Raw genomic sequence first — 14,280 nt, forward strand, 5'->3', positions numbered from 1 at the left:
ACCGGCGTCCGTTGACCCCCTCGCAACCCCGAACTTAGCTTTCATCCACCAGGGGGAATGAACGGTCCTTTGTGGAGGAAAGCAATGGTGCGAAACCTCAAGGCCCACGGCCTCGCCGGCGAGATGGCCGCCGAGTTCGTGGGGACGATGATCCTCATCCTGTTCGGGTGCGGGGTGGTGGCGCAGGTCGTCGCCGCGGGCATCGGGGACCACGACAGCATCGCCTGGGCCTGGGGCCTCGGCGTCACACTCGGTGTCTACGTCGCTTCGCGGATCAGCGGCGCGCACCTCAACCCGGCCGTGACCGTCGCCCTCGCCGTCTTCAAGGGCTTCGAATGGCGCAAGGTCGCCCCCTACGCCCTGGCCCAGACCGCCGGCGCGTTCCTCGCCGCCCTGCTCGTGCGCTGGAACTACACCGAGGTGCTCAACGCCAAGGACCCCGGCCTCACGATCAAGACCCAGGGCGTGTTCTCCACCCTTCCGGGTAACGGCACGCTCCCGGTGGGTGACTGGGGCGCCTTCCGCGACCAGATCATCGGCACCGCGATCCTCGTCCTGGTGATCTTCGCCATCACCGACCTCCGCAACACCTCGCCGGGCGCGAACCTCGCCCCGGTCGTCGTCGGCTTCCTGGTCGTCGCGATCGGCATGGCCTGGGGCACGAACGCCGGCTACGCGATCAACCCGGCCCGCGACTTCGGCCCGCGCCTGGCCTCCTGGCTGACCGGCTACGACACGGCGTGGTCCGACCAGTACGGCTTCCCCTACTGGTGGATCCCGATCGTGGCACCCGTCCTCGGCGCGGTGATCGGCGGCGCGATCTACAAGTTCTTCATCGAGCGGTACCTGCCCGCCGGGGAACCGCTGGACGCCATGCCCGCCAAGGACTTCGAGCCCGCCAACTGACCCGCCGTTCGGAAGAGGAGCACCCCCATGCCTGACTACGTCGGCGCCGTTGACCAGGGCACCACGAGCACCCGCTTCATGATCTTCGACCACGGCGGCAACGAGATCGCCCGCCACCAGCTCGAGCACGAGCAGATCCTGCCCAAGCCGGGCTGGGTCGAACACGACGCCACCGAGATCTGGGAACGCACCCGCTCGGTCATCGCGACCGCGCTCAACAAGGCGAACCTGACCGCCTGTGACCTCGCCGCGCTCGGCATCACGAACCAGCGCGAGACCACCGTCGTGTGGAACCGCCGCACCGGCCGCCCTTACCACAACGCGATCGTCTGGCAGGACACCCGCACCGACCGGATCGCCTCCGCGCTGGAGCGCGAGGGCAAGGGCGACGTCATCCGCCGCAAGGCCGGCCTCCCGCCCGCGACGTACTTCTCCGGCGGCAAGCTGCAGTGGATCCTCGAGAACGTCGAGGGCGTGCGCGAGGACGCCGAGAAGGGCGACGCCCTCTTCGGCACCACCGACTCGTGGCTCATCTGGAACCTCACCGGCGGCCCGGACGGCGGCGTGCACGTCACCGACCCGACCAACGCCTCCCGCACCATGCTGATGGACCTCGAAACCCTCGACTGGGACGACGAGCTGCTGTCGTTCTTCGGGGTTCCGCGGCAGATGCTGCCGGCGATCAAGCCGTCGTCGAACCCCGGCTTCGGCACCACCCGCGCCGACGGCCCGCTCGGCGCCGAGGTCGTGATCACCGGCGTCCTCGGCGACCAGCAGGCGGCGACCGTCGGGCAGGTCTGCTTCCGGCCCGGCGAGGCCAAGAACACCTACGGCACCGGCAACTTCCTGCTGCTCAACACCGGGCACGAGCTGGTCCGCTCGAAGCACGGCCTGCTGACGACGCTGTGCTACCAGTTCGGCGACGACAAGCCCGTCTACGCGCTCGAAGGCTCGATCGCCGTCACCGGATCGGCCGTGCAGTGGCTGCGCGACCAGCTGGGCATCATCAGCGGCGCGTCGCAGAGCGAAAGCCTGGCCCGCCAGGTCGAGGACAACGGCGGCATCTACTTCGTCCCGGCGTTCTCCGGCCTGTTCGCGCCGTACTGGCGCTCGGACGCCCGCGGCGCGATCGTCGGGCTCACCCGGGCCACGACCAACGCTCACCTCGCCCGGGCGACCCTGGAGGCGATCTGCTACCAGACCCGCGACGTCGTCGAGGCGATGCAGAACGACTCGGGCGTCACGCTCGACGTGTTGCGAGTGGACGGTGGGGTCACCGCCAACGAGCTGTGCATGCAGCTGCAGGCGGACATCCTCGGCGTCCCGGTGTCGAAGCCGGTCGTCGCCGAGACCACCGCGCTCGGCGCCGCCTACGCGGCCGGGCTGGCCGTCGGCTTCTGGTCCTCGACCGACGAGCTCGAACAGAACTGGAACGAGGACAAGCGCTGGGAGCCGTCCTGGACGGCGGACCAGCGCGCCGAGGGCTACGCCGGCTGGCAGAAGGCCGTCGGCCGCACTCTCGACTGGGTCGACGTGCAGTGAGGCCCTGAGATGACGAGGAGGAACACCGTGACAGCACTTTCCCCGCAGTACCGTGCGGAGGCACTGCGGAAGCTGGTCCGCGAAGAGGTCGACGTGCTGGTCGTCGGCGGGGGAGTGACCGGCGCCGGCGTCGCGCTCGACGCGGCGTCGCGCGGGTTGTCCGTCGCGCTGGTCGAGGCCCGCGACTTCGCCGCCGGCACGTCCAGCCGGTCGTCCAAGCTGATCCACGGCGGCCTGCGCTACCTGGAGCAGCTGGACTTCAAGCTGGTGCGCGAAGCGCTCAAGGAACGCGGGCTGCTGCTGCAGAAGCTGGCCCCGCACCTGGTGCGGCCGGTCAAGTTCCTGGTGCCGCTGAAGCACCGGGTGTGGGAGCGCGGCTACATCGGCGCCGGGGTCACGCTGTACGACACGCTCGGCGGCGCCCGCGCGCTGCCGCGGCACCGGCACCTGTCCAAGCGCGGGGCCGCCAAGGTGGCGCCCGGCCTGGCCGACGACGCGCTGATCGGCGCGATCCAGTACTACGACGCCCAGGTCGACGACGCCCGTCACACGATGACGATCGCGCGGACGGCCGCCGAACAGGGCGCTTCGGTACTGACGCGGGCTCGCGTGACGTCGTTGCTTCGCGACGGCGAGCGGGTGGTCGGCGCGAAGGTCGTCGACCGCGAGAGCGGGGCCGAGATCGAGGTGCGGGCGCGCACCGTGGTCGCGGCGACGGGCGTGTGGAGCGACGACATGGCGGAGGCGGCCGGCATTCCCGCGCCGTTCACCGTGCGGGCGTCGAAGGGCGTCCACCTCGTGGTGCCGCGGGAGAAGATCGACCTCGACACCGGGCTGATCCTGCGCACCGAGAAGAGCGTGCTGTTCGTGATCCCGTGGGGCCGGCACTGGATCGTCGGCACCACCGACACCGAATGGGACCTCGACCGCGAGCACCCGGCGGCGAGCCGCGCGGACGTCGACTACGTGCTGGAGCACCTCAACGCCGTGCTCCGGACGCCGGTGACGCACGACGACATCGAGGGCGTCTACGCGGGTCTGCGTCCACTGCTGGCGGCGAAGGCGGCCGCGACGACGAAGCTGTCGCGGGAGCACGCGGTGGCGCACCCGGTGCCGGGGCTGGTGATCGTGGCCGGCGGCAAGTACACGACGTACCGGGTGATGGCCGCGGACGCGGTCGACGTCGTGGTCGAGGAGCTCGGCCGCCCGGCCCCGCCGTCGTGGACCGACCGGCTGCCGATCGCCGGGGCCGAGGGGTACCACGAGCTGTGGGCGGACCGCGTTTCGGTCGCTTCGAAGACGGGGCTGCCCCTGACGCGCGTCGAGCACTTGCTGCAGCGATACGGGACGCGGATCTGGAACCTCGTCGAGCTGATCAAGGAGCAGCCCTCGCTCGGGGAACCGATCACGGATACGTCGGAATACCTGCGTGTCGAAGCGGTGTACGCGGTTTCGCACGAGGGCGCGTTGCACCTCGAGGACGTCCTGACCCGGCGGACGCGGATCTCGATCGAGGAACGCGACCGCGGTGTGACGGCGGCCCCGGTGGTGGCCGGGCTGATCGCCCCGCTGCTGGGCTGGGACTCGCACCGCACCGACCGGGAGGTGGCGAACTACCTCGCGCGGGTCGAGGCGGAGCGCTCGGCGCAGGAAGCACCGGACGACGCGGCGGCGAACGCCACCCGCCTCGCGGCCCCGGCCCTCCTGCCCAGCTGACTCAAGGGCCGTGAATGGCACATTGAGGGACTTCAAGTCCCTCAATGTGCCATTCACGGCTTTCGGCAACCGAGCTCCGTGAGCACGTGGCGGGCGTTGGCCGAGATGACCGCGTTGGTGTGGCGGTAGTACGGCAGCTGGATCACGGACATCGCCAGCGCCCAGCCGCGGCCGCGGGCCCAGGTCGCGTCGTCGGCGCCGACGGCGTCGCGGAAGACCGGGCGAGTGGCCGCGGTGAAGAGGTTCCACGCCGGGATCAGGTCGCACGCCGGGTCGCCGAGGCCCGCCGTCGCCCAGTCGAGGACGCCGGTCAGGCGGCCGTTGCGAAGCAGCAGGTTGCTGGGCATGAGGTCCGAATGCAGCCAGCACGGCGGACCGGTCCACTGTGGAGCGGCCAGCGCCGAGGTCCACCGGGCCAGGGCGGCTGACGCGTCGAACGGTTCGCCGGTCCGCTCCAGCTCGGAGATCGCGCGGCGCACGCCCGCGTCCACCGAGGACAGCGGCTTCCCGCGGTAGGCCGGGGGACCGTCCGCCGTGCTCGCCCGCAGCGCGACGACGAACTCCGCCAGGTCGCGGACCGATGCGGCCCGGCCTTCGAGGGCCGGTTCGCCGTCGAGCCAGCGGTGCACCGCCCACGGCCACGGGTAGCCCTCGGCCGGTTCACCGACCGCGGCGACGGCCGGGACCGCCACCGGCAGGCTGCCGAGCGTCGCGAGGACCCGGCGTTCCTTCGCGATATCGGCGGCGCCGCCGGCGGTGAGCGGGAGCCGGACGGTCAGGTCGGCACCCAGGCGGTACACGGCGTTGACCGTGCCGCCGGAGGCCAGGGGAGTGACCGGCAGGTACCCCCAGCAGGGGAACTGCCCGCGCACCAGCCGCCGGACCAGCGCGGTGTCGATGGCGTGTTCGTCGGCGTGCATCCGGCCCATGTGATCACCGAATCACCCGCGTCAACGCCTTTACCGTGAGCCAGGGCACCCCGGATTGCACGACGATGCATGGGCGTGCATAATCATTCGCATGTCCAAGGTGCTCACTTCCCTGCCCGTCGGCGAGCGTGTCGGCATCGCCTTCTCCGGTGGCCTCGACACTTCCGTAGCGGTCGCGTGGATGCGCGACAAAGGCGCGGTCCCCTGCACCTACACCGCCGACATCGGCCAGTACGACGAGCCCGACATCGGGTCGGTGCCCGGCCGCGCGAAGCAATACGGCGCCGAGATCGCCCGGCTGGTCGACTGCCGGGAAGCCCTCGTGGAGGAGGGGCTCGCGGCGCTGACGTGCGGGGCGTTCCACATCCGCTCCGGCGGCCGCGGCTACTTCAACACGACCCCGCTCGGCCGCGCGGTCACCGGCACCCTGCTGGTGCGCGCCATGCTCGAGGACGACGTCCAGCTCTGGGGCGACGGCTCCACCTTCAAGGGCAACGACATCGAGCGGTTCTACCGCTACGGCCTGCTCGCCAACCCCTCCCTGCGGATCTACAAGCCGTGGCTCGACGCCGACTTCGTCACCGAGCTCGGCGGCCGCAAGGAGATGTCGGAGTGGCTGCTGGCCCACGACCTGCCCTACCGCGACAGCACCGAGAAGGCCTACTCCACCGACGCCAACATCTGGGGTGCCACCCACGAGGCGAAGTCGCTGGAGCACCTCGACACCGGGATCGAGATCGTCCAGCCCATCATGGGCGTGAAGTTCTGGGACCCCGAGGTGGAGATCGCCGCCGAGGACGTCACGATCGGCTTCGAGCAGGGCCGGCCGGTGACGCTGAACGGCAAGGAGTTCGCCACCGCCGTCGACCTGGTGCTGGAGGCCAACGCCATCGGCGGCCGGCACGGCCTGGGCATGTCCGACCAGATCGAGAACCGGATCATCGAGGCCAAGAGCCGCGGGATCTACGAGGCGCCGGGCATGGCGCTGCTGCACGCGGCCTACGAGCGGCTCGTCAACGCGATCCACAACGAGGACACCCTCGCCAGCTACCACAACGAGGGCCGCCGGCTCGGCCGCCTGATGTACGAAGGCCGCTGGCTGGACCCGCAGGCCATGATGCTGCGCGAGTCGCTGCAGCGCTGGGTCGGCACCGCGATCACCGGCGAGGTCACCCTGCGGCTGCGCCGCGGCGAGGACTACTCGATCCTGGACACGACCGGCCCGGCGTTCAGCTACCACCCGGACAAGCTGTCGATGGAGCGGACCGAGGACTCGGCGTTCGGCCCGGTCGACCGGATCGGCCAGCTGACCATGCGCAACCTCGACATCGCGGACTCGCGGGCGAAGCTCGAGCAGTACGCGAGCCTCGGCATGGTCGGCGGGAACTCGCACCCGAAGCTGATCGGCGCGGCCCAGGCGGCGTCGACCGGCCTGATCGGCGCGATGCCCGAGGGCGGCGCCGAGGTCATCGCCTCGCGGGGCAAGGCGGGCAACGACGAGCTGCTCGACAGCGCCGCGATGGAGTTCGGCACGGACTGAGCGTTTCCCGGAGGCCGCCACGCTCGTCGTGGTGGCCTCCGGCGCGTTCAGGGGACGAGCACGACCTTGCCGGTGACGGTGCCGGATTCGGCCAGTGTCAGCGCCTTCGCGGCCTCCGCGAGCGGGATCCGGGCGGCCACCTGGGCCTTCAGGGCGCCGGTGGCGGCCAGGTCGAAGACGGCCGTCAGGTCCTCGGCGAGACGCGCGCGGAACCGGGTGAGGTTCCGCTTGCCGCCCCACACGTTGTAGAAGTGCGTCCGGCGCCGGTTCGGCAGCGCGTTCCACCACAGCAGCCGGGCGAACAGCTTCAACACCGGCAGCCGCGGGCTGCCGCCGGTGTCCCTGGTCGACGCGCTGCCGTAGGCGACCAGCGTGCCGCCGGGGGCGAGCAGCCGGAACGAGTCGACGATGCCGGGCCCGCCGACGTGGTCGAACACGGCGTCGACCCCGTCCGGTGCCAGCGCGCGGACCCGGGCCGGCACGTCGCCGCGGTAGTCGAGCGCGGTCGCGCCGAGCGCGGTCACGACGTCCAGGTTGCGCGCCGACGCGGTACCGATCACCCGGATCCCGGCCGTCCGGGCGAGCTGCACGAGCGTCGTGCCGACGCCGCCGCTCGCGCCGTGGACCAGGATCGTGCCGCCCTCGCGCACCTTCGCGATGCGGTGCAGCATCTGGTACGCCGTGATGCCGTTGACGACGAACGTCTCGGCCTCGGCGGCGTCCAGCCCGGCCGGCACCGGGACCAGGTCCGCGGCCGGGACGACGAGGTGGCTGCTCCAGCCGCCGATCTTGGTCAGCGCGGCCACGCGGCGCCCGACCAGCGCCGGGTCGGCGGCTTCGAGGACCGTGCCGACGACGTCGTACCCGGGCACGAACGGGAACGGCGGCTGGTCGTAGTACTTCCCGCGGCGCATCTGCTGCTCGGCGAAGGAGATCCCGCTCGCTTCGACGCGGACGAGGGCTTCGCCGGCGCCGGGCCGCGGCAGCTCGCGGTGCTCGACGCGCAGGCCGGCCGGCTCGACGAGGCCGGGGAGGACGATGGCGGTGGTGGTGGTCATGGTGACTTCCTTCCAGAGTGTGAGTGACTGGTCAATCACTCGACGGGCGTGCGAAAGCCCCGAAGCGGGGCGGGTTCAGTTCTTGCCGGGGTGGCGGATGCCGGCGGCGAGCACGGCGGCCCAGTCGCCGGTGTGGTCGTCGAGGTCGAGGGTGGCGATGAGGTGGCAGAGCTGGCCGTAGGCGATGAAGCGCTGGACCTGCTCGCCGCCGGCGCCGGAGCGCTCGAGGGCGAGTTCGGTGACTTTCGCCAGGCCGCGCCGGAGGGCGTCGGCGATCTCCGGCGTGTCGGCGGCCGACTGGGCGTGCACCTGCAGCATCAGCAGGTTCCGGTCGGCGATGAGCTCGGCGTAGGCGCCGCCCATCGCGTGGAGGATCTTGTCGGGGTCTTCGCCGTCGGCGCGGGCGGCCCCGTTCGACAACGCGTGCGCGACGAGCTCGTAGCACCGGTCGAGCGCGGCGACGAAGAGGGAAACCTTGCCGGGGAACAACTTGAAGACGTAGGCGGGGGAGATGTCGGCCCGCGCGGCCACGGCGCTGATCGGCGTGCTGTGGTACCCGCCCCGGGCGAACTCGGCGATGGCGGCGTCCACGACGACGTCGCGCCGGGCGTCGGAGGTGGAGAGCGTGGCACCGCGTTTCGTCATGTGAGTGACTGTACACTCACTCTGGTCGGCGAAGCAAGCCCGCCGATCCGCACGCTGCCGTCATCCCACTCTGGACCCGCCGTGCTCGTGAATCAGCGAGTCCGGTCACATGGCCCAGCGGCGGAAGCCGCCCTCGGCGTTGATGACCTGACCGGTGATCCACTGGCTGTCCTCGGACGCCAGCCACCGGACGAGCCGGGCGACTTCGGCAGGGCTGCCCCACCGGCCCGCGGGCAGGGCGCGCCCGACGCGTTCGGTGAGGTCCGGGTCCGCCCATCCGGTGTCGACCGGCCCGGGGTTGAGCGTGTTGACCGTGATCCCCCGATCGGCCAGCGCGTCGGACAGGCTGAGCGTCATCTGGTGGATCGCGCCCTTGCTGATCGCGTACGGCAGCTCCTGGCTCATCGGCGCCAGGTGCTGACCGGAGGTGAACAGGATGATTCGCCCGCCGGGGCGCTCGTCGTCGTGAGCGGCGGCGAACGCCTGCGTCAGCAGCACGCTCGCGCGGGCGTTCACCGCCCAGGTCAGATCCAGCTCGGCGGCGGTGACTTCGGTGAGGCTCTGGTTCGAGCTCCGAGCGTGGTTGGCGACCACCACGTCGACCGCGCCGAACGCCTCGACCGCGGCGCCCACCACCAGCCCGGGTGCCTGCGGGTCGGCGAAGTCGGCCGCGACGTGCCGCAGCCGGTGACCCTCACCGCCGAGCAGTTCCACAATCCCGGCATCGCCGACCGGATCGGTGCCCCAGGGTTGTTCCGCGTCGTGCGGGGACCACGAGTGCACGAGCACCGAGGCGCCCGCCGCCAGCATTTCCCGGGCCACCGCGAAACCGATCCCCGCTCGCCGGCTGACCCCGGTCACCACCGCGACCCGGCCCTCCAACGACGAACCGGATCCGACGCTGCTCCCACCACTCGTCACACCGTGGACCTTAGCCACCGGCGTCGCCCGGTCAGCCGTGCTCGGGGGAGCCGCCCATCATCCGCAGCATCCCGGCGCCGCCCGTCCGGAGGAAGCGGGTCACCAACGCCGCCGCGAGCAGCAGGAAGACGAGGTTCAGCCACGTCGTGTAGTTCCACGACACGCCTTCCCGCATCACGGTCGCCGAGCGCTCGGCCGGGATCAGGCCCGCGACGCCGAAGAGCAGTTCGACGACGTACCCGGCGCCGGCCATCGCGGCGTAGAACGTGCCGAGCAGCACCAGCGTCATCCGCGCGCCGTAGTACTTCCGGTAGATGTTGAGGATCGGCAGGATCAGCAGGTCGGCGAAGAGGAACGCGACGACGCCGCCGAAGCTGATGCCGCCGTTCCACAGCACCGCGGCCAGTGGCACGTTGCCGATCGAGCAGACGAACGCGAGGATCGCGACGACCGGCCCGATGATCGGCCCCCACACCGCCGACGCGACCGGGTGGTCGGTGAAGAACAAGGCGCGCCACCACGACTCGGGGACCCACGCGCCGACCGCGCCGGCGATCAGCAGCCCGATCACCAGGTCGCGCAGGATCGCCGCCCACTCCATGACGAACACGTGCGCCACCGCGGTGAAGCCGTCCGCCGAGAACAGCCGCTGCCGGAACGTTCCCGGGCCCGGGACGGACATGTCCATCGCCGCGTGGCCCTCCATCGACCCGGCGATGCCCTTCTCGGCCTGTTCGCGGGCCTCCTCCAGCAGCCGGCGGCGGACGAAGATGCGGAACAGCACCGCCAGCAGCACGATCATGATCGGCCCGCCGGCGAACTCGGCCGCGGTGAACTGCCAGCCCATCAGCAGGGCCAGGATGATCCCCAGCTCGACGACCAGGTTGGTCGAACCGATCTCGAAGGCCATGGCGGCCGTGAAGTGCGCGCCCCGGCGGAACAGCGACCGCGCCAGCGCGACCGCGGCGTACGAGCAGGACGACGACGCCGCGCCCAGTACCGAAGCGAGGGCGAGGGTGCGCGGGCGGTCGTCGCCCATCAGCCGCACGATCGTCGACTTCCGGACGACGGCCTGCACGACGGCGCTCAGGAAGAACCCGAGGATCAGCGCCCAGAGGATCTCCCAGGTCATCGACCCGGCCAGGGCCAGCGCTTCCCCGATCGCGGCCACCGCCGTCACCTCCGCCGCGGAGGCTACTCCCGCCGCGCGTGCCGTGCCACGCGACCGCGCCCGTCGCGTCCACAGTGGACGCGACGGGCGCGGACAACGAGGCTCAGACGCCGGCGGTGGCGGAGATCCAGTCGCGGTACTTCGTGATGTTGATGTACGCCGTGTAGGACTGGCGGTCGCTCGTGGAGGCGACGCCGACCTGCTTGCCGTTCGCGTACATCGGGCCGCCGGAGTCGCCGCCCGCGGTGATGCCGTCGCCGCGGTTCGCGCACACCGAAACACCCGCCGCGCCGTCCGGGCAGTCGACCGAGGTGACGCTGACCTTCGCGACCTTCAGCAGCTGCGACTGGCACTCGATCTCGGGCTTGTCGGTGCAGGTCGCGCCCCAGCCGTAGACCTCGGCCTGGTCGCCCACCTTGACGTCGCCCTCGCTGCCCAGCGGCGCGTACTCGGTCTGCACCTGCTGGTCGATCTGCACCAGCGCGATGTCCGAGTCCGGCGCCTCGTGCACGGAGGTGGCGTTGACCGTGGTGCCCTTGGTCTGGTCCAGGTCGCCGACGTGGAAGCTGATCTGCCGGCCGTTCGCGCCCTGCGTGCAGTGGCGGGCGGTGAGGATCCAGTCCGGCGCGATGATCGTCGCCGAGCAGATCTCCTGGCCGCCGGCGAACATCCGGGCCGCCGAGTGGAGCGAGTCGGCATTGCTGCCGTCGATGATGGCCGGCTGGGCGGCCAGGGACGGCGCCGCGGCCGCGAGTGCCGAGAGCAAAACACCGGAGACGACTACGCCGGTTCGCGCGATACGCACTTTACGATCAACCTCCCGCCGCGGACCGAGGTCTCACGGTGACGTGTGGTGAAGGACGCACCTACCGTCACTGTTGTGGGTGAATCTCCGGAACCCGCCGATAGTCGGTTGATCCAAAACGCGACTTTCGTCGTGCGCCGACCGGCGCAGTGGGTGACATGTTCTGGCGCCCTGTCTCGAATGTGCGCGAATCCCGCACGGGCCGCGACGTCGTCCCGCTACAGTCCGGCCTGCTTGGTTCCGCCTGGGGGCGGCCGCGGGAACGGGGTGCTCGATGGGTCCTGAAGTGCGGTTTCACCTGCTCGGACCGCTGGTCGTGACGGTCGACGGCCGGCCGGTGCCGCTCGGCGGGGCGAAACAGCGGGTCCTGCTGGCCCACCTGCTGCTCAACGCGAACCGGACGGTCCCGCCCGGGCAGCTGGTCGACACGATCTGGCCGGGTGACCCGCCGACGTCCGCCACCGCCAACCTGCAGACCTACGTGTGGCGCCTGCGCCGGCTGCTGCCGGCGGGACCCGTCCTGCGCACCCACGGCCCGGGCTACTCGCTCGCCGTCGACCCCGGCGACGTCGACGCGCACCGGTTCACCCGGCTCGTCGCCGACGCCGCGCGGACGGCCACGCCCGAAGCGGCGCTGAAGCTGCTCGCCGAGGCGGAGTCGCTGTGGCGCGGCGATCCCCTGGAGGACCTGCCGACCGCGCCGGCGTGGGACGCCGAGCTCGGGCGGCTCGTCGAGAACCGGCTGGCCGCCGTCGAAGAGCGGCTTTCGCTGCAGGTGCAGCTGGGGCGGCACGACCCGGCGATCGCCGAGCTCACCGTGCTGCTGGCCGAACACCCGTACCGGGAACGGCTTTGGCAGCAGTACCTGCTCGCGCTCACCGGCGCGGGCCGGCGGGCGGAGGCGCTCCAGGCGTACACGACGGCGCGGGAGCGCCTGGTCACCGAGCTGGGCGTCGAACCGGGGCCGGAGCTGCGGGCGGTGCAGGCCGCGATCCTCGCGGGCGAGCCGGTCGCGGTGCCGCCGGTGGTTCCCCCGCCGCTGCGCCAGCTTCCCGCGGACCTGCCCGACTTCACCGGCCGCGAGGACTACGTCCGGGAGCTGGAAACGGCGCTGGGCCCGGCGCCGGTCGTCCTGACCGGCGCGCCGGGGACCGGCAAGACGGCGCTGGCCATGCACGTCGCCCACCGCCTCGCGGACCGGTTCCCCGACGGGCAGCTGTACGTCGACCTCGCCGGCACCGGCGCCCCGCGCGACCCGGCCGAGGTGCTCGCCGACTTCCTGCACGCGCTGGGGGTCACCGGGAACACCGTCCCCGCCGGGCCCGGCCAGCGGGCCGCGCTGTTCCGCTCCCGGCTGGCCGGGCGGCGGGTGCTGCTGGTGCTCGACGACGCCGCGACCGCCGCGCAGGTCCGCCCGCTGCTGCCGGGGGACGCCGGGTGCGCGGTGCTCGTGACGACCCGCGGGCGGATGCCGGAGCTGGCGGGCGCGAAGCACGTCGAACTGACGGTGTTCGGCGAGCACGAGGCCGCGCGGCTGCTGGCCGGGATCGCGGGCGTCGACCGGGTCGTCGGCGAGCCGGCCGAGGCGGCGGCGATCGTCCGCTGCTGCGGCTACCTGCCGCTGGCGATCAGGATCGCCGGCGCGCGGCTGGCCGGGCGGCAGGCGTGGAGCCTGCGCACGCTGCACGACCGGCTGGCCGACGAGTCGAGCCGGCTGAGCGAGCTGCGCGTCGGCGACCTCGGCGTGCGGCCGAGCTTCGAGCTGAGCCTGCGGCAGCTGCCGGCGGACGCGCGGACGGCGTTCTGCCGCTCGGCGGTGCTGGGCGCGCAGGACTTCCCGAGCTGGGTGGTCGACGCGCTGCTGGACCGCGACGGCGCGCACGAGGTGCTCGACGTGCTCGTCGACGCCAACCTCGTTTCGCCGGCGGGGCGGGACGCCGGCGGGAACCCCCGGTACCGGCTGCACGACCTGCTGCGGTGCTACGCGGCGGAACTCCTGGCGGCGGAGCCGTCTTCGTCGCGGCGCGCGACCCTCGCCCGGGTGCTGACGGTGTTGCTGGCGCTGGCGAAGACGGCCGCGGCGGGGCTGCCCCCGGCGTTCGGCGCGATGACCGGGCCCGCGGTCGGGGCGCCGGTGGCCACGGCCGGGCTGGTGGCCGACCCGCTGGGCTGGTTCACCGCCGAACGCAAGCTGCTGGCGGCCGCGGTCCAGCTGGCCGCGGACGCGGGCTTGGACGAACTGGCCTGGCAGCTGACGGCGACGGCGGTCCCGTTCTACGACCTGCGTGGCGCGTACGACGACTGGCGCCGCAGCCACCTGACGGCGCTGGCCGCGGTCGAAGCGGAAGGAAACGTCGCGGGGGCGGCCGTCCTGTACCGCGGCCTCGGCCAGATCCGGCTGTACCACGACGAATACGCGGCGGCGGTGGGGGACATGGAGCGGTCGGCTTCGCTGTTCGCCTCGCTCGGGGACGTCCGCGGGGAGGCGCTCGCGGTGGCGGGGCTCGGGACGGTGGCGCGGATCCGCGACCGGCCACGGGAAGCGCTCGGCTTCTACCGCCGGGCCCTGGCGGGACTGGAGCGGGCCGGCGATCGCCGGGGTGTCGCGCAGGTGCGCAATTCCCTGGGGACGACGTACGCGTCGCTGGGTTCCTTCGCGGAGGCGGAATCCTGGCTGCGCCAGGCTCGTGAACTGGCGCGGGAGATCGACGACCCGCACCGCGAGGCGAAGGTCCTCACCGAGCTGGGCACCCTCCACCGGGAGCTGGGGGCGCTGCCGGAGTCGTTGACGTGCCTGCGGTTGGCGTTGAGCATCCTCGAGGAGCTGGCCGACGAGCGGTGCAGCGCCTACGCGTTGCTGGGCATCGGGCAGACGCTGCTGGCGGCGGGCGAGCCCGTCCAGGCGCGCGGGGTGTGCGATCGCGCGTTGCGGGTGTTCCGCGAGACCGGGAACCGGCAGGGGGAGATGACGGGGCTGGAGCTGCTGGAGCGGGTGCAGCGGAGACGGACCCCGGCGGCGACCGGCGGCGCGGCCCGTCGTGAGTGAG

Annotated in this window: 11 protein-coding genes; 5 read left to right on the plus strand and 6 right to left on the minus strand. The window is 72.1% G+C overall.

Features of this window, described 5'->3' with window-relative positions; all coding sequences use genetic code 11:
* The first annotated feature begins 84 nt into the window (after positions 1-84).
* From QRX60_RS36245 to glpD, 3 genes are read left to right on the plus strand one after another with little or no spacing between them, the layout of a single operon-like run.
* On the plus strand, positions 85-906 hold the full coding sequence (locus QRX60_RS36245) for an MIP/aquaporin family protein (RefSeq protein WP_285995947.1): 822 nt from the start codon (positions 85-87) through the stop codon (positions 904-906).
* 27 nt (positions 907-933) lie between these two features.
* Entirely contained in the window at positions 934-2,448 is a 1,515-nt protein-coding gene (gene glpK, locus QRX60_RS36250) for a glycerol kinase GlpK (RefSeq protein WP_285995948.1), read from the plus strand.
* A gap of 9 nt (positions 2,449-2,457) precedes the next feature.
* Entirely contained in the window at positions 2,458-4,164 is a 1,707-nt protein-coding gene (gene glpD / locus QRX60_RS36255; protein WP_285995949.1) for a glycerol-3-phosphate dehydrogenase, read from the plus strand.
* Positions 4,165-4,217: 53 nt separating this feature from the next.
* On the opposite strand, the gene QRX60_RS36260 is transcribed toward glpD, so the two are convergent.
* Entirely contained in the window at positions 4,218-5,093 is an 876-nt protein-coding gene (locus tag QRX60_RS36260; protein ID WP_285995950.1) for an aminoglycoside phosphotransferase family protein, read from the minus strand.
* A gap of 91 nt (positions 5,094-5,184) precedes the next feature.
* On the opposite strand from QRX60_RS36260, the gene argG reads away from it, so the two are divergent.
* Positions 5,185-6,633, plus strand: a complete 1,449-nt coding sequence (gene argG, locus QRX60_RS36265) for an argininosuccinate synthase (protein WP_285995951.1) — start codon at positions 5,185-5,187, stop codon at positions 6,631-6,633.
* Between the two features lie 47 nt (positions 6,634-6,680).
* Here argG and QRX60_RS36270 read toward each other — a convergent pair whose 3' ends face one another.
* The 5 genes from QRX60_RS36270 to QRX60_RS36290 all read right to left on the minus strand — a co-directional run bounded on the left by QRX60_RS36270 (position 6,681) and on the right by QRX60_RS36290 (position 11,233).
* A complete protein-coding gene (locus QRX60_RS36270; RefSeq protein ID WP_285995952.1) occupies positions 6,681-7,691 on the minus strand; it encodes a medium chain dehydrogenase/reductase family protein in 1,011 nt (336 codons plus the stop codon).
* A 75-nt stretch (positions 7,692-7,766) separates the two neighbouring features.
* A complete protein-coding gene (locus tag QRX60_RS36275) occupies positions 7,767-8,336 on the minus strand; it encodes a TetR/AcrR family transcriptional regulator (protein ID WP_285995953.1) in 570 nt (189 codons plus the stop codon).
* Positions 8,337-8,441: 105 nt separating this feature from the next.
* Entirely contained in the window at positions 8,442-9,257 is an 816-nt protein-coding gene (locus QRX60_RS36280; RefSeq protein WP_285995954.1) for an SDR family oxidoreductase, read from the minus strand.
* 31 nt (positions 9,258-9,288) lie between these two features.
* Positions 9,289-10,428 (minus strand): permease, encoded by a 1,140-nt coding sequence (locus QRX60_RS36285; protein WP_285995955.1) that lies wholly within the window; start codon positions 10,426-10,428, stop codon positions 9,289-9,291.
* 103 nt (positions 10,429-10,531) lie between these two features.
* Positions 10,532-11,233, minus strand: a complete 702-nt coding sequence (locus tag QRX60_RS36290) for a S1 family peptidase (RefSeq protein ID WP_285995956.1) — start codon at positions 11,231-11,233, stop codon at positions 10,532-10,534.
* 274 nt (positions 11,234-11,507) lie between these two features.
* Here QRX60_RS36290 and QRX60_RS36295 point away from each other — a divergent pair, with 274 nt between their 5' ends.
* Positions 11,508-14,279: an AfsR/SARP family transcriptional regulator gene (locus tag QRX60_RS36295; RefSeq protein WP_285995957.1), complete on the plus strand. Its 2,772-nt coding sequence runs from the start codon at positions 11,508-11,510 to the stop codon at positions 14,277-14,279.
* The last annotated feature ends 1 nt before the right edge of the window (position 14,280 follow it).

The sequence above is a fragment of the Amycolatopsis mongoliensis genome, from assembly GCF_030285665.1.
Classification (GTDB): Bacteria; Actinomycetota; Actinomycetes; order Mycobacteriales; family Pseudonocardiaceae; genus Amycolatopsis; species Amycolatopsis mongoliensis.

Bases quoted from the DNA above. Each gene is read 5' to 3' on its own strand.
- QRX60_RS36245 (WP_285995947.1), top strand. From the start codon at position 85: ATGGTGCGAAACCTCAAGGCCCACGGCCTCGCCGGCGAGATGGCCGCC.
- glpK (WP_285995948.1), top strand. From the start codon at position 934: ATGCCTGACTACGTCGGCGCCGTTGACCAGGGCACCACGAGCACCCGC.
- glpD (WP_285995949.1), top strand. From the start codon at position 2,458: ATGACGAGGAGGAACACCGTGACAGCACTTTCCCCGCAGTACCGTGCG.
- QRX60_RS36260 (WP_285995950.1), bottom strand. From the start codon at position 5,093: ATGGGCCGGATGCACGCCGACGAACACGCCATCGACACCGCGCTGGTC.
- argG (WP_285995951.1), top strand. From the start codon at position 5,185: ATGTCCAAGGTGCTCACTTCCCTGCCCGTCGGCGAGCGTGTCGGCATC.
- QRX60_RS36270 (WP_285995952.1), bottom strand. From the start codon at position 7,691: ATGACCACCACCACCGCCATCGTCCTCCCCGGCCTCGTCGAGCCGGCC.
- QRX60_RS36275 (WP_285995953.1), bottom strand. From the start codon at position 8,336: ATGACGAAACGCGGTGCCACGCTCTCCACCTCCGACGCCCGGCGCGAC.
- QRX60_RS36295 (WP_285995957.1), top strand. From the start codon at position 11,508: ATGGGTCCTGAAGTGCGGTTTCACCTGCTCGGACCGCTGGTCGTGACG.